Origin of the sequence: Stappia stellulata DSM 5886 (assembly GCF_000423705.1) — a bacterium.
Lineage (GTDB): Bacteria > Pseudomonadota > Alphaproteobacteria > Rhizobiales > Stappiaceae > Stappia > Stappia stellulata.
The window spans coordinates 415,046-440,766 of the sequence record NZ_AUIM01000010.1; the positions used below are offsets into that span (position 1 = coordinate 415,046).

28 protein-coding genes are annotated in these 25,721 nt (G+C 64.7%); 7 read left to right on the forward strand and 21 right to left on the reverse strand.

Annotated features, from left to right (window positions below):
• From G572_RS0107120 to G572_RS26195, 5 genes are all read right to left on the reverse strand, one after another.
• On the reverse strand, positions 1 to 1,305 hold the full coding sequence (locus tag G572_RS0107120; protein WP_037546014.1) for a TRAP transporter large permease: 1,305 nt from the start codon (positions 1,303 to 1,305) through the stop codon (positions 1 to 3).
• Positions 1,298 to 1,831 (reverse strand): TRAP transporter small permease subunit, encoded by a 534-nt coding sequence (locus G572_RS0107125; protein WP_029057880.1) that lies wholly within the window; start codon positions 1,829 to 1,831, stop codon positions 1,298 to 1,300. Before G572_RS0107125 ends, G572_RS0107120 begins: the two co-directional genes overlap by 8 nt.
• A 60-nt stretch (positions 1,832 to 1,891) precedes the next feature.
• Positions 1,892 to 3,007 (reverse strand): C4-dicarboxylate TRAP transporter substrate-binding protein, encoded by a 1,116-nt coding sequence (locus tag G572_RS0107130; protein WP_029057881.1) that lies wholly within the window; start codon positions 3,005 to 3,007, stop codon positions 1,892 to 1,894.
• Positions 3,004 to 4,491 (reverse strand): M81 family metallopeptidase, encoded by a 1,488-nt coding sequence (locus G572_RS0107135; protein WP_029057882.1) that lies wholly within the window; start codon positions 4,489 to 4,491, stop codon positions 3,004 to 3,006. Before G572_RS0107135 ends, G572_RS0107130 begins: the two co-directional genes overlap by 4 nt.
• 350 nt (positions 4,492 to 4,841) lie before the next feature.
• Positions 4,842 to 4,988, reverse strand: a complete 147-nt coding sequence (locus tag G572_RS26195; RefSeq protein WP_156884497.1) for a hypothetical protein — start codon at positions 4,986 to 4,988, stop codon at positions 4,842 to 4,844.
• Between the two features lie 20 nt (positions 4,989 to 5,008).
• Between G572_RS26195 and G572_RS26200 the strand changes: the two genes are divergently transcribed.
• Positions 5,009 to 5,161, forward strand: a complete 153-nt coding sequence (locus G572_RS26200; RefSeq protein ID WP_156884498.1) for a hypothetical protein — start codon at positions 5,009 to 5,011, stop codon at positions 5,159 to 5,161.
• A 66-nt stretch (positions 5,162 to 5,227) separates the two neighbouring features.
• Here the strand turns inward: G572_RS26200 and G572_RS0107150 are convergent, their stop codons facing one another.
• The 9 genes from G572_RS0107150 to G572_RS0107190 all read right to left on the reverse strand — a co-directional run bounded on the left by G572_RS0107150 (position 5,228) and on the right by G572_RS0107190 (position 13,749).
• Positions 5,228 to 5,932, reverse strand: coding sequence for an RraA family protein (locus G572_RS0107150; protein ID WP_245566168.1), 705 nt, complete (start codon positions 5,930 to 5,932; stop codon positions 5,228 to 5,230).
• A complete protein-coding gene (locus G572_RS0107155; RefSeq protein WP_029057884.1) occupies positions 5,929 to 6,627 on the reverse strand; it encodes an alpha/beta fold hydrolase in 699 nt (232 codons plus the stop codon). The genes G572_RS0107150 and G572_RS0107155 overlap by 4 nt, the downstream gene beginning before the upstream one ends.
• Positions 6,628 to 6,702: 75 nt before the next feature.
• Entirely contained in the window at positions 6,703 to 7,662 is a 960-nt protein-coding gene (locus G572_RS0107160; protein WP_029057885.1) for a cupin domain-containing protein, read from the reverse strand.
• A 31-nt stretch (positions 7,663 to 7,693) separates the two neighbouring features.
• Positions 7,694 to 8,476, reverse strand: coding sequence for an SDR family NAD(P)-dependent oxidoreductase (locus G572_RS0107165; protein WP_245566169.1), 783 nt, complete (start codon positions 8,474 to 8,476; stop codon positions 7,694 to 7,696).
• Between the two features lie 7 nt (positions 8,477 to 8,483).
• On the reverse strand, positions 8,484 to 9,500 hold the full coding sequence (locus G572_RS0107170; RefSeq protein WP_029057887.1) for a LacI family DNA-binding transcriptional regulator: 1,017 nt from the start codon (positions 9,498 to 9,500) through the stop codon (positions 8,484 to 8,486).
• A 19-nt stretch (positions 9,501 to 9,519) separates the two neighbouring features.
• Positions 9,520 to 10,839, reverse strand: coding sequence for a histidinol dehydrogenase (gene hisD, locus G572_RS0107175; protein ID WP_029057888.1), 1,320 nt, complete (start codon positions 10,837 to 10,839; stop codon positions 9,520 to 9,522).
• A gap of 67 nt (positions 10,840 to 10,906) precedes the next feature.
• Positions 10,907 to 12,202 (reverse strand): TRAP transporter large permease, encoded by a 1,296-nt coding sequence (locus G572_RS0107180; RefSeq protein ID WP_208979053.1) that lies wholly within the window; start codon positions 12,200 to 12,202, stop codon positions 10,907 to 10,909.
• Complete coding sequence (locus G572_RS0107185; protein WP_029057890.1) at positions 12,202 to 12,693, reverse strand: TRAP transporter small permease; 492 nt, start codon at positions 12,691 to 12,693, stop codon at positions 12,202 to 12,204. The genes G572_RS0107180 and G572_RS0107185 overlap by 1 nt, the downstream gene beginning before the upstream one ends.
• A gap of 72 nt (positions 12,694 to 12,765) precedes the next feature.
• Entirely contained in the window at positions 12,766 to 13,749 is a 984-nt protein-coding gene (locus tag G572_RS0107190; RefSeq protein ID WP_029057891.1) for a TRAP transporter substrate-binding protein, read from the reverse strand.
• Positions 13,750 to 14,134: 385 nt separating this feature from the next.
• On the opposite strand from G572_RS0107190, the gene G572_RS22950 reads away from it, so the two are divergent.
• Positions 14,135 to 14,383, forward strand: a complete 249-nt coding sequence (locus G572_RS22950) for a hypothetical protein (RefSeq protein ID WP_156884499.1) — start codon at positions 14,135 to 14,137, stop codon at positions 14,381 to 14,383.
• 19 nt (positions 14,384 to 14,402) lie between these two features.
• Here G572_RS22950 and G572_RS0107200 read toward each other — a convergent pair whose 3' ends face one another.
• Entirely contained in the window at positions 14,403 to 15,014 is a 612-nt protein-coding gene (locus G572_RS0107200) for a cupin domain-containing protein (RefSeq protein WP_208979054.1), read from the reverse strand.
• Positions 15,015 to 15,104: 90 nt separating this feature from the next.
• Here G572_RS0107200 and G572_RS0107205 point away from each other — a divergent pair, with 90 nt between their 5' ends.
• The 5 genes from G572_RS0107205 (at position 15,105) to G572_RS0107225 (ending at position 20,464) form a co-directional block, all read left to right on the forward strand.
• On the forward strand, positions 15,105 to 16,409 hold the full coding sequence (locus G572_RS0107205; protein ID WP_029057893.1) for an NAD(P)/FAD-dependent oxidoreductase: 1,305 nt from the start codon (positions 15,105 to 15,107) through the stop codon (positions 16,407 to 16,409).
• A gap of 107 nt (positions 16,410 to 16,516) precedes the next feature.
• A complete protein-coding gene (locus tag G572_RS0107210; RefSeq protein WP_029057894.1) occupies positions 16,517 to 17,536 on the forward strand; it encodes an ABC transporter substrate-binding protein in 1,020 nt (339 codons plus the stop codon).
• A 158-nt stretch (positions 17,537 to 17,694) separates the two neighbouring features.
• Positions 17,695 to 18,771: an ABC transporter ATP-binding protein gene (locus G572_RS0107215; RefSeq protein WP_029057895.1), complete on the forward strand. Its 1,077-nt coding sequence runs from the start codon at positions 17,695 to 17,697 to the stop codon at positions 18,769 to 18,771.
• On the forward strand, positions 18,764 to 19,660 hold the full coding sequence (locus tag G572_RS0107220) for an ABC transporter permease (RefSeq protein ID WP_245566170.1): 897 nt from the start codon (positions 18,764 to 18,766) through the stop codon (positions 19,658 to 19,660). The genes G572_RS0107215 and G572_RS0107220 overlap by 8 nt, the downstream gene beginning before the upstream one ends.
• 3 nt (positions 19,661 to 19,663) lie before the next feature.
• Positions 19,664 to 20,464: an ABC transporter permease gene (locus G572_RS0107225; RefSeq protein WP_029057897.1), complete on the forward strand. Its 801-nt coding sequence runs from the start codon at positions 19,664 to 19,666 to the stop codon at positions 20,462 to 20,464.
• A 266-nt stretch (positions 20,465 to 20,730) separates the two neighbouring features.
• Here G572_RS0107225 and G572_RS0107235 read toward each other — a convergent pair whose 3' ends face one another.
• The 6 genes from G572_RS0107235 to G572_RS0107260 form a co-directional block, all read right to left on the reverse strand.
• The gene (locus G572_RS0107235) at positions 20,731 to 21,534 is read right to left on the reverse strand and encodes a CoA-transferase subunit beta (protein WP_029057898.1); all 804 of its coding nucleotides are present in this window, start codon (positions 21,532 to 21,534) and stop codon (positions 20,731 to 20,733) included.
• 9 nt (positions 21,535 to 21,543) lie between these two features.
• Positions 21,544 to 22,422, reverse strand: a complete 879-nt coding sequence (locus G572_RS0107240; RefSeq protein ID WP_029057899.1) for a CoA transferase subunit A — start codon at positions 22,420 to 22,422, stop codon at positions 21,544 to 21,546.
• Positions 22,423 to 22,544: 122 nt separating this feature from the next.
• Positions 22,545 to 23,006, reverse strand: a complete 462-nt coding sequence (locus G572_RS0107245; RefSeq protein WP_029057900.1) for a MaoC family dehydratase — start codon at positions 23,004 to 23,006, stop codon at positions 22,545 to 22,547.
• 15 nt (positions 23,007 to 23,021) lie between these two features.
• Positions 23,022 to 23,822 (reverse strand): SDR family oxidoreductase, encoded by an 801-nt coding sequence (locus G572_RS0107250; RefSeq protein WP_029057901.1) that lies wholly within the window; start codon positions 23,820 to 23,822, stop codon positions 23,022 to 23,024.
• On the reverse strand, positions 23,812 to 24,600 hold the full coding sequence (locus G572_RS0107255; protein WP_029057902.1) for an enoyl-CoA hydratase family protein: 789 nt from the start codon (positions 24,598 to 24,600) through the stop codon (positions 23,812 to 23,814). The genes G572_RS0107250 and G572_RS0107255 overlap by 11 nt, the downstream gene beginning before the upstream one ends.
• Entirely contained in the window at positions 24,597 to 25,703 is a 1,107-nt protein-coding gene (locus G572_RS0107260; RefSeq protein ID WP_029057903.1) for an NAD(P)H-dependent flavin oxidoreductase, read from the reverse strand. The genes G572_RS0107255 and G572_RS0107260 overlap by 4 nt, the downstream gene beginning before the upstream one ends.
• Between the last annotated feature and the right edge of the window lie 18 nt (positions 25,704 to 25,721).

Sequence of the window (25,721 nt, forward strand, 5' to 3'; positions counted from 1 at the left end):
TTACCCGCTTATCAGGCTGGGCAACCAGAGAACGGTCGCCGGGAAGGCAATGAGTATGGCGACGGTCACCACATCGGCAAGCAGGAACCACCCCACGCCCCGGAAGACATCGCTGATCGAAACCCGGTCGGCGACCACGTTCTTGATAACAAAGACATTGAGGCCGACAGGAGGCGTGATCAAACCGATCTCAAGATACTTGGTGATCATCACGCCCGCGTAGATCAGGCTGATGTCCGCCGTCTCGAAGATCGGCAACAGAACCGGCAGCGTGAGCAGCATCACACCGATCGGGTCCAGGAACATGCCGAGCACGAGATAGATCAGCGAGACGGCGATGATGATCAGCAGCGGCGACATGTCCTCGCCGATCAGGCCCTGGACATAATCCGGGAACCCGGCAAAGGCGAAAAGACGCGTCAGCAGCGCCGCCGCGACAGCGATCAGGAAGATCGCGGAGGTCGAGCGGATGGTCTCGAAGGCGGCCTCCTTCAGCGCCGTCCAGGACAGGGTCCGCTTGGCGAAGCCGATCACAATCGACGCCAGGGCGCCGATGGCGCCGGCCTCGGTCGCGGAAAACAGACCGGCGAAGATCCCGCCAAAGACCGTTACGACCAAGAGAAAGAGCGGCCAGGTGTCCGCAAGCGACAAGAAGCGTTCGCGCCAGTCAACTTCCGCCTCGCGGGGTGCAAGTCCGGGATTGTGCGTCACCCGCAGAAGGATCATCGCACCGTACATCAGGGCCGTCAGCAGGCCCGGGATGATCGCGCCGATGAAGAGCTGGCTGACCGGCACCTCGGCGAAAACGGCGTAGAGCAACAGGATCGTGCTCGGCGGGATCAGCGAGCCCATGGTGCCGGCCGCCGCGATGGTGCCGACCGCCAGTTTGGCGTCATAGCCGCGATCGAGCATGGCCGGCACGGCGATCTTGCCCATGGCAGCCGCGCAAGCGACGGAAGATCCGGTGACCGAGGAAAAGAGCGCGGCACCGCCGACCGACGAGATCGCAAGCCCGCCGGGCAGGAAATTGAGCCAGGCGCGCGCGACACGAAACAGGCCGTCGGTCAGTCCGGCGGCGAAACAGACATAGCCCATGAACAGGAACATGGGGATGGCGCTCAGGCTCCAATGCGCGGCAAAGGCGTGCGGCACCGAGCGCAGCACGCCCCAGGTCGCACGCTCTCCCACCAGAATATACATGCCGACAATGGCGACGAGGCCAAGGGCGGCTGCAACGGGAACGCGCAGCGCGAGAAGGACCATGAGCGCGGCAAGCGCCCAGTAAACGAGTGTAATGCTATCCACGGTGAGGCCCCTGGTGGTCGCGGGTGGGTGCATGCGCCGATGCAACGCGAACGAGCGCGCCGATGGCGCGCACGAAACAGAGAAGGGCGGTCAGCCCACCGGCCACCGGCAAGAAGAACCGTGGCGGCCACGTGATGACGGGGATCATGCCGACAATGAACTCGCCCTGGCGAAAGGCGCGCAGGGCCTGCTCGAAGCCTGCGTAGGCAACCAGCGCCAGGAACAGGCCGAAGCAGGCAAGGGCAATCGCGTCCAGAAGGGCTTTTCCGCGCGGTCCCCGGGTTTGATAGAAGAGGTCCACGGCGATGTTTTCATTGCGCCATTCGACATTCAGAAGCGGCAGGAAGATGAGCGCCGGCATCCACCAGTCAGACACGATCTCAAGGGTCGAGGGCATCGGCGCGCCGAACAGGTAGCGCCCTCCAACATCGAGACAGATCTGGAGCATCATGACGACAAGGCAGAGGCTGGCGGCCAGCGCCAGAAGGCGGCCCAGTCTGCCCAGAAAAACATCGATTTGTTGCATGTGGGTATCCGGCGGGTCAGAGACGGGAGGCGGCGCCGGGAAGGCGCCGCCGCAACGGGCCTAGAGGCCGTAGTCGTTTTCCGAAAGCTTGTCGAAAATCTCGGACTTCATCCGCTCGGCAAGCGCGTCGCCCGACAGGCCGGAGGCCGTGATCTCTTCCCACTTGGCAAGCGATGCCTGGTAGCTCTCGATCAGCGCCTTCGCATTCTCGACGCCGTAGACGTCACTGGCCTTTTCGACGATGGCGGAGATATCCTGGCTGTTGAAGGTCGCGATTTCCGCTTCAAGCTTCTCCGGCTCGTTCATCACCTTCATGCCCTGATCGGCGGCAGCAGCCTTGGCCTCCTCGTTCTGGGTGACATAGGCCTCGGTGGTCGCCACAATGGCCGGAGCCATCTTGTCGAGCAGGACGCGCCGGTTTTCCGCGCTCAATTCCGCCCAGCTATCCTTGTTGAAGGCAAGCAGCGGGCCGGAATTGTAGACGCCGAAGCTGCCGAGCGTGATCGAACCCGCCACATCCCAAAGGGAATGCGTCTTCAAGGCCGCGGCAGGCTGCATGGCAATGTCGATCACGCCCTTGTCGAGCGCCTCGTACATTTCGGAACTGGAGGTATGAACCACGGTGCCGCCGGCCTCGGTGATCCAGCGATCCCAGGCACCGCCGGGCGAGCGGATGCGCTTGCCCGCCACGTCGGCCGTTTCGACAACATCGCTTTTGCTGATCAGCGCATAGGGAGCGGTCGCATAGCTTCCCGTGTAGACGACGTTCTGCTTCGCGAACTCGGCAATGCAGGGCGCGCAGTCGAGAAGCGTGAACTCGGTCACCGCGGCCGCGACCGCCAGCGAATTGCCGCTCAACATCGCGAGCTCCGCAACGAGCTGGCTGGTCGGCAGCTGGGCGGGGTTGTAGGTGAGTGCCAGCACCGAGGCGTCGACAACACCGTCGCCGAGACCGGTCAGCGTCTCCTTGCCACCCAGAAGCGCACCGCCGGAAACAAGGTTGAAGGTCACCTCGCCGTCGGAAGCCTCGGTCACCGCGGGGAAGTAAGTTTCATAGCCGGCAAAAATAGTGGGATGGGACGGCGCAACCCACGAGCTGACGGTGAGCTCGAACGCGGTTGCGCTGACAGAGCTTGCGAGGAGGCCGACAAGGGCGGCGCTAAGTGTTCTTTTCATGTGTCCCTCTGGTTTTTCAGGTTGAAGCGCTCCCGAGACACGGCTCGGAAGGGCAGTCGCGAGACGTCAGCCATGGCCGGCCCCAGCGTTTCGCAGGAACGGATGACGTCGAACCGGCTGCCGAAGGCAGCACGGAAGTGGTTTTTTGCTTTCGCGAGCAATAGCGGCACGTGATCGATGTCGATGCCGTGCAGGCGGAAATAGGCGGCGTCGTTGGGGGACTGGCAGCCTGTCGTCACGATCACGCGCAGTCGCGCGACGCGCAGCAGCGCCGTCCGACCGAGATCGACGGGCATGCCGCGCTCCATTGCGTCTTCGTTGCGGAACCGGCCATCGGTCAGGCACAACACCTCGGCCTCGACACGAAGAGGCGTCCCGAACCACGCATCGAGCCGCCCGCCAAGCGAGAGGTCGAGCGTCGCACCGACCCCTGCTTCATGGGCCTTGGCCACCGTTTCGGGATCGCAGAAAAAGGCGAAGACGCAGCCTTCGGGAAGCTCCGCTTCGAGTGCGGCTGCAAACAGCCCCGGCGTATCGCCAATGCCGCCGGAGAGCGGATTGTCGGAAGGCTCGAGGATCGCGACCCTTTCCCCGGCGGCCCAGGGCCGGCTTGCAAGAAGCGCCTCTGCCGTCGGCAGATCCGGCTGGAAACGCGCCTGGTTGGCCTGCATCGCACGGACGACATGCTCGGCGAGCGCTGTGCCGCGGCTCTCGTCCTCGCAGGTAACCAGAACGCCCGCATTGGCCTGCGGCACATCCGCGTACGCGAAGCTGGCAAAGGGATAGGCTGCCAGGATGGGCGCGTCGGCTGATGTCGCCACGCCGCCTGTCTGCGCTTCCGTCTCGATGTCGCGCATCGGACCGGGGCCGTCTGTGCGCATGTTGAAGCTCGGCAGGATCTTGTCGATTACCCGCAAAAGGACGCGGGTCTTGCGTTTGCCATCGATGATGGTGGCGAGCATGTCGAGGGCGTCGATCGCCGCTTCCGCCATGTCGACATGCGGATAGGTGCGGTAGACCGTCGCCGCGTCGAGCCGTTCGACCAATTCCGGCGCGATACAGGCATGCATGTCGAAGGATGCCGCAATCGGCAGGTCGGGAAAGCGGGCGCGCAGGGCAGCCACAAGCGTGGTCTCGGGATCGGGATCGACCGTCCCGATGCAGGCGCCATGAAGCGACAGATAGAGACCGTCGATCCCCTCAAGGGCCGGATCCTCCGCAATCTCCCGCGTGATGCAATCCAGCACCGCCTGATCGACCGGGCCGGCCGGCGCAGCCGACGCGCAGCGCGAAAAGACCAGTTCGACATCGCCGCGCGCGTCCGCCCACGACAACGCGCCGCCCGCTTCGGTGGCCGTGCCGCGATAGAGCCCGGCCGCCGCCTCGCCTCGACACCATTCGCGCGCCTGAAACTGCGCCAGGGTCGTTTCACAGACAGAGAAGGAGTTTGCCTCGTGCCAAAGTCGGGCGACGCCTATACGCATGACGGGTCCAATATCGATTTTGGATCATTCGTTCTAGTTACCTAAAAATAATTCATTTGTTTTGTCAAGCGGCGCGGCTGTTTCATCTCCGACGCGAACCGGACCGGGATCGACGCCCTTCAATCCGGGACGACACGTGTCGCCTTGTCGTTTTCGGCGCACCACCCTGGGCAGACGACCCGCAGCCCGGCGCCGCGCACGGCTTGCCGGAGCCCGCAACAGTCATGATTGCGGAGATAATCGATGCGAGGCGGTGGCCAAAGCTTGTTGGGGGCCACCACCTGCAACAGGACCGTGCCCTCGGCCTTGTTTGACCGCCCCCTCTAGCGGAGCTGGCCCAGAGGCCCTCCTCACCAGGCGCGATGCTTCGGGCATTGGAGCTTGCCGGTCAGGCCAAAGCCGCGCGGCCCGCGGGTCAACGCGCTTGCCGCCATCCGCCCGGGCGCCAGCGACCGCGACATCACCCGCGCCATGACCGATGCGCTGATCGCGGACACCCGGGGGCTCGGTGTTTCCGATGGTCACCGTCGGGGCGCGGGCCGGAGTGCCCCGCCATGGCCAGATCGGCGCCAACGCGGTGACGCTCTGGCATGGCAGGCGCACGGCCGGAGAGGTTGTGCCCGTCACCGGGCTGGGGACGCTGCTTGCGGATGTCGCGCAGGCGCGATAGGCACCGCGCGAGGAGCGCGACCTACGGGGTCCTTGGAACCCGCCTTGTCGAGAACCTCTCCAGGGATCAGGTTCTGGCTTTTTCGAAGGCGCTCCAGGCAGCTTCGAACCGCTTGAAGTCGAAACCGGGCGCGCGCGCGGCATCGAGCACGATCCGTTCGGTGGCGAGCAGTTTGTCGACCGCCGCTTCAAGCCCGGGAATCACCGCCTCGGGGATCGCAACCGCCCCATGGCGGTCGGCGTGGATCAGCGCACCGGGCCGGACCGTCATTCCGTGAACGGTCACCGGCACATCGATCTCCGTGACATGCACAAATCCATGGCTCACCCCCACGGAGCCGGCCACAACCGGAAACCCTTTCGGCAGATCACCCAGATCGCGCATCACGCCGTTTGTCAGCGCACCGGCAAGACCGAACCCCTTGTGCACCGTGGTATTGATCTCGCCCCAATAGGCACCGATGCAATTGGGGAAATCCATATCCTCGATCACGGCAATGGCTGGCATCGCGCCTTCCGCCATATAGCGGTAGTAGGCCATGCGACGCTCGCGCACGATCTGCGCAGGCTCTTGCGAGGGCGCCAGCGCCGCAATGCGGGCCGTGCGCGCATAGCCGACCATTGCCGGCGCATCCGGCGCGGAGGACAGCATCGTGCCGCGTGTGAAATCGTTGAAACCGCGCTTGCCCTGCGCCACCTCGATGGCGTTGCAGACAGTGGGCGTATCGACGCGCCGCAGCACGTCCAGAAGCGAAGAAGACAAATTGGTCATGCGGCATCCTCCAGCCAGCGGACGAGGGCCGCTGTCGTCGGTTCGGGGCGTTCGAGGGTGGGCAGATGTCCCGCCTCCTCGATGATTTCAAGCGTGCTCTGCGGCATCAATTCATGCATCAGCTTGTGCCGGGACAGCGGGCACAGCCGGTCGTGTCGCCCGCACAGGACCAGCGACGGGCCGGAGTAGGCACGCAAGGTCTCCGTCTGGTCGGGCCGGTCGCGCAGCGCCTTCGACTGGGCCACGAAGACCTCGGGTCCGAGATCACACGCCATCTGCAGACACAGGGCGGCGATGCCTCTGGGATCGGTGGCGTCATGCAGATAGTTCGGAATCATCACATCGTGCATGACGGCGTCGAGACCTCCCGCCCGCACTGTCTCGATCTGGGGTCCGCGCCGCGCCCTGACCTCTTCCGTCTCCGCCAGCGGATTTGTGTCGAGCAGCGCCAGCCGCGCGACCCGCTCCGGCGCCTGACGAACGACTTCCATGGCGAGAATGCCCCCCATGGACAGGCCGGCCAGCGCAAATCGCGGCGGCGCACAGGCCAGAATGCCGGCGGCCAGATCCGTCATTGTCTCGCGCCCGGCAACGGGCAGGGTCATCACCGGGATACGTCCGCACAAGGCGGCGATCTGCGGCGCGAAGAGACGCGCGTCGCACATCATGCCGGGCAACAGAACGAGGGGCGTCATGAAACCTCCATGGAGCTGGCAGCGGCCACGCGGCGATACCGCCGCCGCGTGGCGCACACGACCATCACACGACCGTCAGCCGACCCAGGTCAGCCCGGCCGGATCATCCGTGGCGGTGACACGGTAAAGGCTCGCCTCCCCCGTCATCGAGGGCGCGATGGCATGAACCTCCCCCGGATTGAGCAGGCAGGTGTCACCGGGATTGAGCACGGTCTCGCCGCCTTCGTGTCGCAGCTTCCAATGCCCCCGAACCGGCATCAGAACCGTATGTTTGTCGCGAGCCGCCATCTCGTCGGCAACCGAGCCGCGCGTCAGGAACTCGACCTCGAACCCCGGCCGGTCCTTCAAAAGCGCATCGGGGCCGATCACCCGCGCCGGCCTGTCGGCGGCAAGCGCCATCAGGTCGCGGTAACGTGCCACATAGTCGCGCACGACACTTTCCACCGGCACCTCCGGAAAGGCCTTCAGCTCTTCTTCGCTCAAGACCGGCATCGGGGCGACGCCTTCAGGCAGGGGCTCGCCCTTCTTGCTGTCGTAAAGCACGCCGTTGTTGCCCAGAACGAGGCCATGCGCGCGCGCTTCCTCAATCACCTGCGGCGCCCAGGTCACGCCGCCGCCGGCATCGTCGCCCCCGAGGATCGCCATGATCATTCCATAGTCGGTTCCCACGTTTTCGAAGCCGCGGAAAATCCCGGTCGGGATGTTGAAAATGTCGCCTTCCTCGGCAATGAACTCGCCAGCCGTTCCGTGACGGCCCCAGAAGAAACGCCACCGCCCCTTGAGGACGAAGAACACTTCCGCCGTGGTGTGGCTGTGCAGCGAGTTGCGGCAGTTCGGCGGCTGACCGGCCGCCCCGATATTGAAACCGGGTGTCTCGCGGATATGAACGTGCTGATCCGGGCTTTCCGAAACGCCGCCACCGATGATGGTAAAATTCTCCTTCTGATCGCTGCCCGGCGTATGGGCGTCGATGAAGGCGGTCTTGCAGGGGCGCAGCTCGCCATAGCGGACGATGCGCGAAGCAATATCGGACATGATGTCTCTCACTGTCTGGGAGGAAAAATTGTCAGTCGGCGGTCCAGCCGCCGTCGATCATCAGCGCTGTCCCGGTGACGAGCGCGGACGCATCGGAGGCCAGAAACTGCACCGCCCCCATGATGTCCTCGACCTCCCCGACCCGGCCCAGCTTGATCTTGTCCTCGATCCAGGCCCGGCGCGCCGGCTGGTCGAAGGTCGATTGGGTCAGGGCGGTCCGGATGAAGGTCGGGCAAATCGTGTTGACGCGAATGCCGGCCTTGCCCCACTCGATCGCCATCGACTTGGTGAAGCCCTCGACCGCGTGTTTCGTTGCCGCATAGACGGCACGCTCGATCCCCCCCACCTGCGCCATCTGACTGGACACATTGATGAGCGACCCTGGTCGCCCCGCGTCCATCAGGCCACGCGCCACCGCGCGGGTCAGGAAGTAGGCCCCCTTGAAATTAAGCGCCGCCACCGCGTCGAAGTCGGCTTCGCTCGTCTCCAGGGCAGGTCCGTGCCGGGCCAGCCCCGCCGAATTGACGAGAACGTCAAACGGAGCGGCGTTGGCCACAGCCGTCTCTGTGGCCGCGACATCGGCCACATCGATGACCATCGCCTCGGCGGTATGGCCAGCCTCCTCGAGCGCTGCCACAAGTGCGGCCAGCTTGTCCGCCGACCGTGCGGCCACGATCGTCTGCGCGCCGGCCTGGGCAAGTGCCGCCGCGCAGGCCAGCCCGATGCCCGATGACGCTCCCGCCACCAGCGCCCGTTTGCCGTCGAGACGAAATCCCGGAGTGACCGGAAGGGTGATCGTGCTGCTGTTGTTCATGTCTCGCTCAGTCCCGGTTTTGCATACGTGTGGTTCCGCGTTCGATCAGGACGCTGTCGATCTCGACGCGGCTGCGCTCCAGCGGCTTGCCGTCGATCAGCTGCATCAGCATTTCGACCACCGCCGCGACCATCTCGTTTGCCGGCTGCCGAAGGGTCGTCAGGTCAAACACCCGCCATGCCGCCATTTTCACATCGTCGAATCCCACAACCGACACATCCTCCGGCACCCGCAGACCGAGGTCGTGTTGAAGCGCCTCCAGCACGGCAAAGGCCATGTGGTCGTTGCCGACAAAGACCGCTTCGGGCCGGTTCGGGCCGGCGAAAATCTCACGCGTTGCCGCCATTGCCGTTTCGCGGTTGTACCGGCCGTCGACGCAGGCCACGGGCTCCAGACCGTGATCGGCCAGCCCGTCGAGAAAGCCACGCATCCGGTCAACGCCGGTCAGCGATTTCTGCCATCCTGAGATATGCGCAATCCGCCGGTGGCCGAGCCTCGCGAGGAAATCCGCAGCCCTGCGTCCGCCCGCGTAATTCGTCGCCGTCACCGCAGGAACGGCCGGATCGTCCTGCCCGCGGTTGAACAGCACCAGCGGAATGCCGGCATTTCTGATTTCCTGCGTCAGCTTCAGCGTCGTACTGACGGAGGCCAGGATGATGCCGTCGACCTGATGAGCCAGCAGATCCTCCACCGCCAAGTCGACACTGTCTTCATCGTTCGAGGCGGTGAAGATTATGATGTGGTACCCCAGCCCCTTCAGCGCCCCGGACAAAAGCTCGACGGCCTCGGCAAAAAAGGGATTGTCGAGATAGGCGAAAACCAGGCCGATCACGTTGGACTGACCCTTGATCATCGCCCGCGCCAGCGTGTTCGGGCGATAACCGAGCTTGCGGGCGGCCTTTTCCACACTCGCCCGCAATTCCGGCGAGACCCGGGCGCCCGGCGTGAAGACGCGGCTGACGGTCGGCTGGCTGACGCCCGCCGCACGCGCCACATCCACGGAGGTAACCCGGTTTTCCGCCATTCCGTTCCCGCAATCCCTGTTAGCCGCGCACCGCCGCGGGCGCGCCGTAATCCACGTTCTCGCCGCCGTAGCGCCGGACACGCAGGTTGCACTGCTCCGCATGACCGACGAACCCCTCCAGAAGGCACAGCCGCGAGCCATAGGCGCCAATCTCAGCTGCCGCAGCGTCGGTTGTGATCTTCTGATAGGAATGCGTCTTCAGGAACTTGCCGACCCACAGTCCGCCGGTGTAGCGCCCCGCCTTTTTGGTCGGCAGCGTGTGATTGGTGCCGATGACCTTGTCGCCATTGGCGACATTGGTGCGCGGCCCCAGGAACAATGCCCCGTAACAGGTCATGTTCTCCAGGAACCAGTCATCGCGGTCGGTCATCACCTGGACATGCTCGGAGGCAATGTCGTCGGCGACCTGAAGCATCTCTTCATAGGTGTCGCAAAGAATGACCTCGCCGTAATCCGCCCAGCTCACCCGCGCGGTGTCGGCCGTCGGCAGAATGGCGAGGATCCGCTCGATCTCGGCCAGCGTCCCTTCCGCCAGCTTGCGCGAGTTGGTGAGCAGCACAGCCGGCGAATTGTAACCGTGCTCGGCCTGTCCCAAGAGGTCGGTCGCACACATTTCCGCGTCCACGGTTTCGTCGGCGATCACCATCGTCTCGGTCGGGCCGGCGAACAGATCGATGCCGACGCGGCCGAAGAGCTGGCGCTTGGCTTCAGCCACAAAGGCATTGCCGGGGCCGACCAGCAAATGCACCGGCGCGATGCTTTGCGTTCCGATGGCCATGGCGCCCACCGCCTGAATACCGCCAAGCACGTAGATCTCGTGCGCGCCGCCCAGATGCATGGCCGCGATCACAGCCGGGTTCGGCTCGCCGTTGAACGGCGGGGTGCAGGCAACGATGCGCGGCACGCCGGCCACAGCAGCGGTCGCCACCGACATATGCGCGCTGGCCACCATCGGGAATTTGCCGCCCGGCACGTAGCAACCAACCGATTGGACCGGAATGTTCTTGTGACCGAGAACGACCCCGGGAAGCGTTTCCACCTCGATATCGGTCATGGAGTCGCGCTGTGCCTGCGCGAATTTCTTCACCTGCTCCTGCGCGAAACGGATGTCTTCCATGTCCTGCGGACCGACCTTGGCGATCAAGGCGTCGATCTCGTCCGGACTGAGGCGATAGCTCTCCCGGTCGTAATTGTCGAACCTGTTGGCCAGTTCACGCACCGCTGCGTCGCCGCGCATCTCGATGGCATGCAGCGTTGCCGACACGACCTCGGCGGTTTTCGCATCATCCGCGGCCCGGTCGGCCTCGGGCTTGCCGCGCTTGAGATACTCGATCGTCATGAGGGGGTGTCCTTTCGTCTCCGGCCGATGCCGCACCGGCACCGGCCGCATGCCTGCGGTCAGGGGTTTAGCGCCCGTAGCCAAGCAGGTTCTCGGGAAGAACCAGCGACAGCCACGGCACATAGGTGATGATGAGAAGGGCCACGAACATTGCCGCCACCCAGGGGAGGATCCGCCGCGCGATCTTGTCGAAGGGAATGCCCCCGACCTGAGCGGCCATGAAGAGATTGGCGCCGAGCGGCGGCGTCACGAAACCGATGGCCAGGGCGACGATCATGACGATGCCGAAATGCACCGGATCGACGCCCAGCTGCAGCATGATCGGAAGAAGGACCGGCGTCAGGATGACGATGGCCGCAAGCGTCTCCAGAAAGGTGCCGACGATGAGCAGCAACACCAGGGCCGCCAACAACACCAGGTACTTGCTGTCGGTCAGCGACAGAACGAATTGCGCCAGCTCCGAGGGGATCTTTTCCAGCGCGATGATCCGACCGAAGGCGACCGATGCGCCGATGATGACCAGCACGGCCGAAACCAGAAGCGCAGACTCCAGCATGATTTTCGGTACGGTTCTGAGCGGAAGCTCCCGATAGACGAAACAGCTCACGATGAGCGCATAGACGACCGCCACCGCCGAACTTTCCGTCGGCGTAACCACGCCCGAATAGATCCCTCCCAGCACAACGAGCGGCATGGCGAGCGCCAGTTTGGCCTCATTGAGCGCGACCAGAAGGCTGCCACGTTTCGCCGGCTCCGCCTGCCCCTCATGCCGGGCGCGGCGACGATGCAGGATGTTGTAGACGATCAGGGTAAGCGCGATGACAATGCCTGGAACAACGCCCGCCATGAACAGCGCGGTAACCGACACGCCGGCGGCGACGGCATAGACAATCATCACCACCGAAGGCGGTATCATCACGCCCAGCCCGCCGGCGCTCGCCACCATGGCCCCCGCATAGGCGCGATCGTAGCCACGCTCCACCAGCGCCGGGATCAGCGCCAGGCCAATGGCGGCAACGGTTGCGCTGCCCGTGCCAGAGATCGCGGCAAAGAACAGGCACGACATGATCGTCACTGTCCCAAGATCGCCCGGCGCCCGGCCAAAGGCCCGGTCTGCAACGGCGATCAACCGCCGCGAAATCCCCCCTTGCGCCATCAGGCTGCCGGCGAGGGTAAACAGCACCACCGCGATCAGGGTGAAGCTGTCGATTCCCGACACCAGCCCGAGGGCATACATGTCGAAATTCAGGAACGGGATATAGGCAATCGCAAGCAGGCTGGCCGCTCCCAGCGCGATCCCGATGGGAACGCCGATCAGCAGGAGCAGGAAGAAGCTGGCAAACAGGATCACGGTGGTCATCATCAGATATCCGTCTGCGGCCCAAGCCGGGTGTCACCATCAACCAGCGTCCGCCACAGGGACTGCAGCAGACGCAGGCTGCTGAGCGCGCCTGAAAACACGATCGCCATGTAAAGGAAACCGAGCGGCCATTCCGTCGAAGACAGGATCTTGCCCCAGCCGAATGCCTTCTGCGTGATGACCACCCCGAGCCAGCACACCACCACCGAATAGATCAGGAAAATCAACTCGGAGAGCGCAAAGACCCAACGCCGCGCCATGGCCGGCATCATGTCGAGAAGCACCGTGACACGCATGTGCCGGCGCTCGCGAATGGCGTAGCTCACTCCGAAGTAAATCATGTAGACGAAACAGAAGCGGGCCAGCTCATTCGCCACAGCGATCGAAGTGGAGAAGGCGAAACGGGCGACCACATCCGCAAAGACAAGCAGGATGATCGCACTCAGCATCCCAACGATCACCGTCGGCTCGAACCATTTTTCAAGCGCGCGCATCGCCCCCTCCTTCAAGCTCAGGTTTTCGCGCGGCGGCCGCCCGTTTCAGGGGACCGCCGCCCGCACGAGCGATTACTTCGTCACCGCCGCCATGAACGTGTCGTAGAACTCATCGCCGACCTTGGCGCGGATATCCGCCTCGATGGCGCCGTTCATGGCCTCACCGAGGCGCTTCTTGTCGGCGGCCGGCAGCTCATTGACCTTGAGGCCGGCTTCCTTGAGCTTTTCCAGCGTCGCCGCATTGGCTGCGGCCGTCAGTTCGCGCTGCCGGGAAACCGTTTCGCGCGCCACCTCTTCAATAAGTTGCCTGTCGGCGTCATCGAGGCTTTCGAACCAATCGAGATTGGCCATCCAGAGTTCCGGCCAGTAGATATGCCCGGTCAACGACACATAATCCTGCACCTCGAAGAAGCGCTCGACGATCATCGAGCTGAGCGCACTTTCCTGCCCGTCGATCAACCCCTGCTGCAGAGAGGAGTAGATCTCCCCCCAGGCAAGCGGCACCGGCACCGCGCCGACCGACCGCCAGGCCTTGATGGCGATGGGATTGTCCGCCGAACGCATCCGCAAGCCCTGGAAGGCATCGAAGCTGTCGAGCGGCGCCCGGCTGTTGGTGAAGCTGCGGAACCCCAGCTCCATGAATCCCATGTTCTTCAGGCCGCGCGTTTCCATTGCGGCCGAAATTGCCGCCCCGGCATCGCCATCGAGAAGCGAGCGCGCCTCCTGCTCATCCTCAAACAGAAGAAACTGATCGAGCACCGCCAGCTGATCGACCGCCGCACTCAGATGCACCGACGCACCGGTCGTCATGGTGATGTTCCCGGACTGCACCAGCTCGGTCATTTCCTTGACGCTTCCAAGCTGTCCGCCCGGATAAATCTCGACCTCGATGCCGCCCTTCGAACGGGCTTCCAGCTCGCTTTCGAAATAGGCGAGCGCCTGATGGATCGGCGAACTTTCCGGCGTGGCATGACCGATGCGGATGGTGGTATCGGCCAGCGCCGGACCGGCCATGGCAAGACTCACGCCGAGCGTGACAAGCGGTGCGAATTTCACGGGCTTTCCTCCTCAAAATCCCACGGCTTCGCTGCCGTGAATGCGTATTCAAGGACTCAAAGCACACATTATTCCGTTTCGCAAACACTTTTTGCATACGTATTCAAGCGCGACCGAAGAGCACTTTCCGGCAGCACCCATGGCACCGAGCGGAGCCTGAAATGCGAAGCGGGCCGGGCCGCGCCGGCGTCAAGCCACCCCGCAAAACCGGACCGTCAGCCAAGTCGCATCGCCAGCGCCCAAAGAGGCAAGGCGCCGGAAGTTGACAGCCCCGTCCAGGGCCGAGGTTGCGCCGGAAGCACTGCGTGGGAACAAGGGCGCACGGGAGGCGCATCCGCCGCATCCGAACCGGGTCAGCACATGGGAACGGCAGGCCATCGCGGGCATGACCGATGCATTCTCAGGCATCGGGCCGAAGGCATCGCACCGGGTCATGCCGCCTCTCCCGGCCATGCCGGCGGCCTCGCGGACGGAGGCGGCCAGAGCCACCAGACTGGCCGTGCAGGGCCATTTCTCCACCGCCATCGCCCACCCGCTCGACGGGCCGACAGCGCGAAACACGGCCAAGCGCATCGCCGCACGGAGGCCGAAGATCGGCCGCCGTGAAATTCCGCTCGACGACACGGCACGCTGACGCCGGGCCTCGTGCGCAATCAGTAGAACGCCTCGGTCACCATCCACAGGACACGCGCTTCGGTATTGCCATTGTTGACGAAACGATGCGGACGCGGGCTGTCGAAGCGGAACGCGTCACCCGTGCCCAGGTCGTAGCGCCGACCGTCGATCCAAAGGCTCATCTGACCGGCAAGGACGACCCCCACCTCTTCCCCCGCATGACTGTAGGGCTGGTCTCCCGATCCCGCGCCCACGTCGAGAATGACCTCCATCAACTGGATGCCGCCCTCTTCTCCGGAGGTCAGAAGCTCCTTGGCCATTCCCTTGTGATGGAAGTCGAGCCGCCGGCGCGCCCATTTGCGCACGATGATGCCCTGCTCCTCGCCCGGCCCCTCCTCGCCGGAAAACAGCGAGCTGACCGGCACATCCAGCACGGTACAAATCGACCTGAGCGCCTTGATCGAGGGCGAGGAGACACCGCGCTCGATCTGGCTGAGCGCCCCGAGCGAGGAGCCCGAGCCCTCCGACACGTCCTTGAGGCTGAGCCCCCGCGCCTTGCGAATGGCCCTCAGCCGCGCCCCCATCTCCCGGTCGGAGTTCCCGCCCGTGTCGAACATCGCGGCGCTGCCGCCTTCATTCTGATCCGTCATGGTTGACCGGCCCATCATATTTCATTAGCGTGAAATTGCCTTAGATATAATTTCACAAGTATGGAAGTGCAAATGGGCTCCCATTTTTCCATGTCCACATTGAATCCTCCTGCGTCGCTCTGGGCTGCAACCGCATCCCCTCCCTCGGCTTCGGCGGAATTGTCCGGTGACATCACTACCGACATCGCCATTATCGGCGGCGGGTTCACCGGACTGTCCACCTCTGTTCATCTAGGTGAAATTGGCGTGGACAGTGTCCTCATCGAGGCCGGCAGTCTGGGATATGGCGGCTCGGGCCGCAATGGGGGCCAGGCCATTCCCGGCCTGAAATTCGATCCTGACGACCTGGAAGAGATGATGGGTCCCGAGCTTGGACCGCGCCTCGTTCGCGAGGTTGGCGGCGGCCCGGAACTGGCGTTCGAACTGATCGACCGCTACGCGATGGACTGCCCGACAGCACGAGCCGGCTGGATCCAGCCCGCCCATTGCGCCTCCGCGGTCGGGACAGTGACCCGGCGCGCCCGGCAATGGGCCGCGCGCGGCGCCAAAATCCATACCATCGACGCGGACGAGGTGGCCCGGCTGACGGGAACACAGGCCTATGTGGGCGGTCTCATCGACCATCGCGGCGGCGGTCTCCAGCCGCTCAGCTACGCAAGGGGCCTTGGTCACGCTGCGGCAAGCCTTGGCGTCAGGCTGTTCGACAACACCCGGGCCGACCGGCTGTCGCGCACCAACGGCCGCTGGACCATCGACACGCCGCGCGGGCGTATCACGGCCCGCGCCGTTGTGCTTGCGACCAACGCCTACACCACCGGCACGCTGGTGCCCGGGCTGGAACGGACCATCGTGCCGATCTACAGCTACCAGATCGCCACACGCCCGCTGACGCAGGAGGAGCGCGCCTCGATCCTGCCGGAAGGTCATGTCGCCTCCGACACCCGCCGGTTGCTGCGCTACTACCGGTTCGACAGCACCGGCCGGCTTTTGATGGGCGGCCGTGCGCCGTTCAAGGAAGTGCCGGACATGGGCGACGCCCCGCCGCTTCAAGCAGCCATCGCCGATCTTTACCCGCAGCTTGCCGGCATCGGGATCGACTATGTCTGGAGCGGCCGGGTGGGCATGACCGTCGATCACCTGCCGCATCTGCATGTGCCCGAAGACGGGCTGTTTGCCGCCATCGGCTACAACGGGCGCGGCGTCGCTCTTGGCACGGTGATGGGTCGGCAACTGGCGAGGTTGGCTGCCGGCGATCCGGCCGAAAGCGCCGCCTTCCCGATCACCGGCGTCAAGCCCATGCGTTTCCACGGCCTCAACCGGCCCGTGCTCGAAACGCTGATCCGCTACTACCGCTGGCGCGACAACCGGGAGGCCCGACAGGTCGACCGGTCATAAGCCCCCCAAGTCACACAGAATTTGCGCAAGGACATATCCCCGGAGGGACGAACGTCTCTCGCCGGCCCTTGCGACCCACGTGCATATGACAGGAGAGGAGAACCGAAATGCACCTTCCGATCAAACTCACGGCCTGCGCGGTGCTGGCCTTCACCACCGCCGCCACGGCCCAGGAGGTCACCGTGGCCTCCTGGGGCGGCTCCTACCAGGACGCCCAGAGCAAGGCGATGTTCCAGCCGACCGCCAAGGAGCTCGGCATCACCGTCAAGGAAGCGACCTTGAGCGGGCTTGCCGACATCCGCCTGCAGGTGCGCTCCGGCGCGGTCGAATGGGATGTGGTCGATCTCGGCGCCACCGATTGCGCCATCGGCGCCCGCGAAGGGCTGTTTGAAAAGCTCGATTATTCGGTGATCGACGCCCAGGGCATCGATGACAAGATGGTCAAGGATCACTGGATCGGCGTGATCTACTACTCGACCGTACCGGCATGGAACACCGCGACCGTCAAGGACGGTCCGCAAAGCTGGGCCGATTTCTGGAACGTCAAGGATTTCCCCGGCGACCGCTCGCTACGCAACCGCCCGCAGGTGATGCTGGAAATGGCACTGCTCGCCGATGGCGTCGCGCCCAAGGACCTCTACCCGCTCGACGTCGACCGCGCCTTTGCCAAGATCGAGGAGCTGAAGCCCGATATCGCCACCTGGTGGGAATCCGGCGCCCAGTCCGTCCAGCTTGCCAAGGACGGCGAAATCGACATGATCGCCGCCTGGGACGGACGGCTTTCCGCCGCCATCGCCGACAAGGCGGCCATCGACTTCACCTACAACGAGGGTCTGCTGAACGCCGACTGCCTCGCGGTGCCGAAGGGCGCGCCGAACAAGGAGCTGGCCATGAAGGCCATCGCCAAGTTCGTCTCGCCCGAGCAGCAGGCCACTCTCACGCAGCACATCTCCTACGGTCCGGTGAACGTGCGCGCCTTCGAGACCGGCCTGATCCCGGAAGAGGCCCAGGGAAAGATCAACACCTTCCCGGCCAATCTGGAAAAGCAGATCGTCGTTGACGCCGAATGGTGGGGCGAAAACGGCAACCGGATGCGCGAACGCTGGGACAGCATGATCCAGCGCTGATCCCGCGTCCCCGACCGGCGGCGCACCGATCGCCGCCGGTCGGACACTGTTTTCCGACCCGGCCGCCCGTCCGGGTCCGGGCGCAAGGCGCCCCGGGCGCGCCCGTGGCGGGCCGCTGGCCCGGCCGCACCGCCGATCCGCAACACAGGAAGAAATACATGGCCTGCAGCATCACGATCCGCGATGTCAGGAAGACCTATGGCCAGTTCGTGGCCCTGGACAGTGTCGCTCTCGACATCGCTCCGGGAGAGTTTCTGACCCTGCTCGGTCCGTCCGGATCGGGCAAGACCACCCTGCTGATGATCCTCGCCGGTTTCATTCGCCCCGAGGCCGGCAGCATCACCGTCGACAGCGACGAGATCCTGCGCAAGCCGCCGCATCTGCGCAATATCGGCATGGTGTTCCAAAACTACGCGCTGTTTCCGCATATGTCCGTCGGCGAGAATGTCGGCTACCCGCTGAAGCTGCGCAAGGTCGGCGCCGCCGAACGATACGAGCGCGCACGCGAGGCGCTGAAGCTGGTGCAGCTCGATCACCTGATGGACCGGCGTATCAACCAGCTTTCCGGCGGTCAGCGCCAGCGCGTGGCCCTCGCCCGCGCCATCGTCTTCGAGCCGCAGATCCTGCTGATGGACGAACCCCTGTCCGCCCTCGACAAGAAGCTGCGCGAGCAGATGCAGATCGAACTGAAGCATCTGCACGACCGGCTCGGCATGACCACCGTCTATGTCACCCATGACCAGCGCGAGGCGCTGACCATGTCCGACCGGGTGGCGGTAATGAATCATGGCCATATTCTTCAGGTGGCCCCGCCACGCGAAATCTATGAGCGGCCCTGCGACCGTTTCGTCGCCGATTTCGTCGGCGAATCCAATTTCCTGCCCGTGGAGATGCGCGGCGATGCGGCGACCTTCGGCGGCGCCCCCTTGCAGCTGGCCGAGGGCCAGAGCGCCGGCTCCGGAAACAAGGCGCTGCTGGTGCGCCCGGAAAAACTCGACATTCTCGGCGCCACTCCCGCCCCTGAACACAATCCGATCGACGGTACGGTTGAGGAGCTGGTCTATCAGGGCGAGACCATGCTGATCTATGTGACCCTCACCAGCGGCGAGACCATCGCCCTGCGTCGCGGCACCCGCCAGCAGGCCCTCAGCGAGATGCCCCGGGTCGGCGAGCCGATCCGCCTTGGCCTGCACCGCGACGACACGGTGCTGATCGACGAGGCCGCCCATGCATGACATGACAGCCCCCCAAGGCGGCCACGCGCTGAACCGGAAGGAACTGGCGGCGGACGAGCGGCGCGAGAAGCGCCAGATCCTCGGGCTTTCCCTGCCCGCCGCGGCGATCATTCTCGTCCTTCTGGTGATCCCGGTCGGCTGGCTGTTCGCCCTGTCCTTCGTCTCCAATGGCGAGATCGGACTGGCGAACTACACACGGATGATCGAGTACAGCGCTTATCTCTCGATCTTCTCCACCACCATTCTCATCAGCCTGTTCGTCACCTTGCTGTGCATCGTTCTGGGCTATCCGGTCGCCTATCTGCTTGGCCAGATGCCGCCCCGGCTGGCGACCATCGGCCTCGCTTTCGTCATCATTCCGTTCTGGACCTCGATCCTGGTGCGCACCTACGCCTGGCTGGTGATCCTGCAACGGCAGGGCATCGTCAACGATGCGCTGATCGGCATCGGCCTGATCGACGAACCCTTGCGCCTTGCCCACAATCTGACCGGCACGGTCATCGGCATGACCCATGTGATGCTGCCCTTCCTGGTGTTGCCGCTCTATGCCACGGTCCGCAACATCGACGGTGACCTCATGCGCGCGGCCAACAACATGGGCGCCTCGCCCGCCCGCGCCTTCCGTGACGTGTTCCTGCCCCTGTCGATGCCCGGGCTGATCGCCGGTTCGCTCCTGGTGTTCATCCTGTGCCTGGGCTTTTACGTCACGCCGCAGATCCTCGGCGGCGGCCGCGTCATCATGGTCTCGATGAAGATCCAGCAGAACGTGCAGACCTATTTCGACTGGGGTGCCGGCAGCGCTCTTGGCGTGGTCCTGCTGCTGATCGTCTTTGCGATCTTCTATCTTGTCCACCGTCTGGCCGGCCTTGACCGGATCTTCGCGAGGTAAGCCATGAGTGTCGGTCCCCTTCCCATCGCCCCCTATCGCCGGCTCTGGCTCTACGGGGTTGTCGCCGGCGTCCTGTTCTTCCTGGTCGCGCCGATCTTCATCGTCATTCCGATTTCCTTCTCGGATTCGGAATTCCTGGAATTCCCGCCGCGCGGGTTTTCCTTGCGCTGGTACGCGGCCTATTTCAACGATCCGCAATGGATGGCGGCGACCCGGGTGTCGTTCATCGCCGCCGCCTTGACGGTGCTGTTCGCAACCCCGTTGGGCACCGCCGCTGCCTATGCCATTCACCGGGCGCAAAGCCGCTGGGTCCGGTCCCTGCACGTTCTGATGCTGCTGCCGCAGATGGTGCCGCTGATCCTGATCGGCATCGGCCTTTTCTATGTCTATATCCAGCTTGGCCTGGTGAACTCGATGCTTGGCATCGTCCTTGCGCACACCCTTCTGGCGACCCCCTTCGTCGTCGTTACGGTACTGGCAGGCCTTCAAAGCTTCGACATGACGCAGGAAAAGGTTGCCCGCAGCCTTGGCGCCTCCTGGCCTGTCGCCTTCTTCACGGTGACCCTTCCGCAGATCCGCCTGTCAATGGTCTCCGGCGCGTTCTTCGCCTTCACCACCTCCCTCGACGAGGTGGTGATCGGCCTGTTCATCGCCGGCGGCGACAACACGGTGCTGACCCGGCGGATGTTCCTGTCGTTGCGCGACCAGATCGAACCGACCATCGCCGCGATCTCCTCGCTGCTGATCGTCATCACGCTGGCGGCGCTGATCGCCGTCGCCCTGTTCGCCCGAAAGGCGGACTGACCGCTTTTCCCGCTGCAGGAACGGCAACAACGAAAACAGCCTGCGTCCCGACCGGGGCGCAGGCTGTTTTCATTTCAAGATCCGGAACCGTCTCGTCAGCCCGGCGCAGCCGCCGAACCGGGATGCGATCTCCGAAACGACTGCCTGCCCAAACAGCGACAGGAGGTGCTGGTTGCGAACCGACGCCGCCGCGCTGCCGTCCAAGGCTCGACCGCTCCGGCCCGAGACCGGTCCGGCCTGCCCCGGATCCCGCGTTGGCCTTCGCTTCAGGCCGCCTTTTCCCGGATGCCCTGCGGATTGCCCTTCACGGCACCGGCCCGCTGATCCTCCGGATCGAGACGGCGGATCACCGCAAGATCCTCCGCCGTCGGCATCGCCGTCTCATGAAGGTCCGGCGCCCGCAACAGCTCAAAACCGGTACCCGCGGCAACCTCATCGAAAGTCACGCCAGGGTGAAGCGAGCGCACCTGCGGTGCATGGTCCGGTCCGCCGAAGTCCATCACGCACAACGGCGTGACGACGAGGCCGATCCGGATTTCCGGTCGCCGCGCGCCGTCCGGCCAGAGCCGGTCGTTAAAGCCCGCGCTGCACACCACATCGACCTCGCCCGGCACGAAGGTGCGCCGGTCATGGCTCGTCACCAGCATGGAGTTGCGGTGGCAGATGCTGTTGCCGGGAAACCCGCGCACGCCGAGCATCTGCACCTTGGGCTTTCGGAAGTCCCCGAGACAGGAGATGTTGGCCTGGGCGAACCGGTCGATCTGCACAGGGGTCACCATGGCGTGCCGGCGGCCGGACCAGAGGCATTCGAACACCCGCCCGTAGGGAAACCAGCCGGCGTGTCCGGGCCGCTCCTCCGGCGCGCAGCCAAGCGGGATCGGCTCCTCGACGGAGAAGGCCTCGCCATCGGTCAACAGCAGCCGGTCGTTCAAGCGAAGCTTGGCGAGCCCCGCCGCGATCCGGGGCAATGTGCCGATGCCATTCGCCATTACCTCTCCATCATCGGCAAAGGCCCGGGCGGCGGCAGTGATCATCAACTCGGCAAGGGTGAATGTCTCAGTGTGGATCATGGCAGCGCCTCACAGATTGGGGATCGACAGGTTGCGGATCGCATCGGCTCCGCCCACCCGTTCGAGATAAGCCGGCTCATCAGCGCCAACGTAGTCGCTCATGTAGGCGTCCCAGCCACCTTCCTGGCGCGCGCCATCGCAATAGGTCTTCAGATGCGCCATGTCCCAGCCATAGGCATCATGGGCGGTGGTGGGATGAGCGCCGAGGGGCGCCGCCACCACCGTTTCCACCACGGAGCGGTCGAACAGGCTTTTGTGCGCCATGTCGGAATGGCTGAGGTCGAGCCGATCGTGAACCTCCTCCGCCGATACGATCACCCGGCCGGAGGCGCGGGCGATCAGATTGTCGAAATAGGGATCGCGCCCGTCGGTCTGGACATTGCCCCTCCGGTCGGCGCGGCTGACATGGATCAGCGAGATGTCCGGCTTCAGTGCCGGCATCGCCACAAGCACGTCCTGCGCGTCATAGGGGGAGGCGATCAGGCGCAGATCCGGATTGTAAGTCAGCACATCGGTGCCCATGCCGAGGCGGGTCGGTGCGAAGGGCACGCCTTCGGCAGCCGCCCGCAGGCCAAGCAGGAACATGCCCTCGTCGAGCTCCATCACCTCGATTGCCCCGGCCTCCCGCGCCTTGCGGAAATAGGGTTCGAGCGGGATCCGGTCGAGCGAGACGAAGCCGTAGATCACCTTGCGCACCTTGCCGGCAGCGCAAAGCATCCCGACCTCCGGTCCGCCATAGGCAACCAGGGTCAGATCCTTCAGATCCGAGCGCAGGATTTCCCGAACCAATGCCATCGGCTTGCGCCGCGCGCCCCATCCGCCAACGCCAATCACCATCCCGTCATGCAGACTGCGGACAGCCTCGCGAAGACTTTTCTGTTTGTTCATGTCATGAACCCGTAGTCGCTGTTGCCCATCGGCGGAAAGAATTTCCGCCTATTCGCGAAGAGCCTAGAGCGACGGCCGGCATCGCTCATCGTCCGACAGGACGACCCCCGGCGGCAAATCCGCTAGAGAAACGCATAGCGCTGGAGTGTATCGGCAACGCAGCCCGGCTTTTCGCCTCCCTCCACCTCGATCACCATGCGCACAGTGGTCTGAACCCCGTTCTCGCCGATGGGTCTGGCATCGAGCAGTTCGCCGCTGGCCCGAATGCGTGCCCCCACGGGCACCGGCGCGGGAAACCGCACCCGGTCAAGCCCATAGTTCACGCCCCAGTCGAGATTTTCCGGCATGAACAGGTCCGGCAGAAACAGGTTCGTCAGCGACAAGGACAAGAACCCGTGGGCGATGGTCTTGCCGAACGGCCCCTTTGCGGCGCGCTGCGGATCCACATGCAGCCACTGAAAATCGCCGGTCGCCTGCGCAAACAGGTTGATGCGCTCCTGATCGATGATGAGCCAGTCGCTGGGGCCGAGCGTTCGGCCGATTTCGCCGATCACTTCATCGGCGGAGCGGAAACGGAATGTCATGCGGCCTTTTCTCCCTCACGCATGTTGACTGGACACGGATAGCACCTCGCCGACCATGTAGGAGGCGTAGTCGCTGGCCAGGAACATGATGACATTGGCCACCTCCCAGACCTCGGCCGCCCGGCCGAAGGCCTCCCGGGCGGAAAGCTCCTTCAGAACCTCTTCCGGCGCCGAGCGCTTCAGAAAGTCGTGCATGGCGATGGACGGTGAAACCGCATTGACGCGAATGCCGTGATCGGCCGCCTCAAGGGCGCTGCACCGGGTCAGTGCCATCACCCCCGCCTTGGCGGCGGCGTAATGCGCCTGTCCCTTTTGCGCCCGCCAGCCCAGCACCGAGGCATTGTTGACGATGGTGCCACGACGGCGCGGCATCATCGCCCGCATCCCCGCCCGCGTCATCCGGAAGGTGCCGTTCAGCGTCACGTCGAGCACCTTGAGCCAGTCCTCGTCGGTCATTTCGACGATCGGCTTGACGCCGCCCAGCCCGGCGTTGTTGACCAGAACGTCGATGCCCTCCATCGCCGCGTCGGCCTCGCCGACCAGCGCCTGCACCTGATCCTCATTGGTGACATCGGCAAGATGCCCGGTCACCGGGGTCTGCGGTGCGATCTCCTTCAGCGCGGCAACAGCCTCATCGAGGCGGCGCTGGTGAATGTCCGAAATCACCAGCGCCCGCGCGCCTTCCTCCACCGCACGGCGGGCGGTGGCAAAACCGATACCCTGCCCGGCGGCGGCGGTGATCAGCACCGACCGCCCCTTGAGCAGCCCATGTCCGGGCACATACGGCGGGCATTGGGAAACTGTGTCAGCGTCCATTTGAGCTCATCCCTGGCTTCTTGGAAAAATCCGCAGTGCCGCCATCGGCAACAAAGGCATCGCGCGTCGCCTGGGAATCCGCCGTCAGATAGGCCTGGGCGGTAAAGCCCTGCTCCCAGCGGTACTGCACCTCCAGGTCTGCCGCCTCCACGCCGTTGAGCGCCTCCTTGGCAAGCGCAATCATCGCCGGGCTCTTGGCTGCGATCTTGGCCGCCAGCGCCCGCGCCGCCCCGGCAAGCTCCGCGCGGGGCAGCACCGCCTCGATGCCGCCGAAGCGAAAGGCCTCCCTCGCGCCCACCGGATCCCCGGTAAAATACATCTGCCGCACCTTTTGCAGCGGAAACAGGCGCTGCAGATGCGCGCCGCCGCCCAGCGCACCGCGATCCACCTCCGGCACGCCAAAGCTTGCGCAGTCGGAGGCGAGCACGATATCCGCCCCGCCGCAGATGCCGATCCCGCCGCCGAGCACGAAGCCATGCGCGGCGGCGATCACCGGCACCCGGCCACGGTGAATGGCGCGAAAGGTATCGTAATTGCCCCGGTTGACCTCATTGATCCGCTCCGGATGCCGCTGCAGCTCCTTGATGTCGACCCCGGCGCAAAACCCGCGCCCCTCGGCGCGGATGATCAGAACCCGAACCTCCCGGTCCGCGTTCATCTCGTCCACCGCCCGTGCCAGCGCGGCCCAGCCGGCGCTGTCGAAGGCATTGACCGGCGGATGGTTCAGGACGATTTCGCCGATATGATCGCTGACATCGGCAGAAAATGGCGCGCTCATGCCTGTGCTCCCTGTTTCACCGTTTCGCAGTTACTGCCCCGCAATTGGCGCAAAGCGGCCAGCCGCTCTTCCGCCTCCCGAACGATACGGGTGATCAGCGCGTCGCATCCCTCCAGCTCGCCGATCAGCGCCGCCACCTGACCGGAGGGCAAAAGCCCGCCCCTGGTGTCGCCGCTCACCAGCCCTTGTTCGACCAGGCGCGGCAGATTCGGCGCCATCACGGTGGCGGCAAACCCTGCCTCATCGGCTTTCAACGCGCGCAGAGCCAGCCGCACCATGCCGGAATAGCTCATGCCTTGCGCGCGCCCCCAGGTCAGGCTGTGGCGCAGACTGGCGAGAAACCGCGCCGGTCCGCTCATTCCCTCCATTCGGCGCAGTTCGTCGTTGTCGATGAACCGCTGCGGCAAACCGTCGACCGCCTTCGATACCCGGATCGTCGCCGGATCGCCGCTCTTCAGATAGCGCTCAAGCGTTGCCGGGTGCACCGGACTGTCAGAGGTCAACAGGAAACGCGTGCCCATGGCGATGCCATCCGCACCCCAGGCAAGGGCGGCGGCCAGCCCCCGCCCGTCGTAAAACCCGCCGGCGGCCACCACCGGCACATCGACGGCATCGAGCACCTGCGGCAAGAGCAGCGAGGTTGGCACCGATCCGGTATGACCGCCCCCTTCGCCGCCCTGGACGGTGATGATGCTGGCACCGAGTTCCACCGCCCGCACGGCGTGTTTCACCGCCCCGACGGTCGGCATGCACTCGATCCCGGCCTCGCGGAACCGGCCGATGGTTGCCGCATCCGGGCCGCGTCCATAGCTCACCGCCCGGACCCGGTGCAGAAGGATCGCTTCGATCACCTCATCGGCGTTGGGCTGGAACATGTGGAAGTTGACGCCGAACGGGCCATCCGTCGCCGCCTTGACCGCCGCGATCGCCGCATCGATGCCCCCCGGGGGGATCGATGCGGCGGCAAGAAAGCCGAACCCGCCGGCATTGGTGGTTGCCGCGACGAGCTTCGGGTCGGCCACCCAGCCCATCGCCGTCTGCACCACCGGATAGCGGCATCCGAGTGCCCGTGTCAGGGGCGTCTCAAGCCCGTTGCCTGTCATCTCCACCGCCTCATTTCC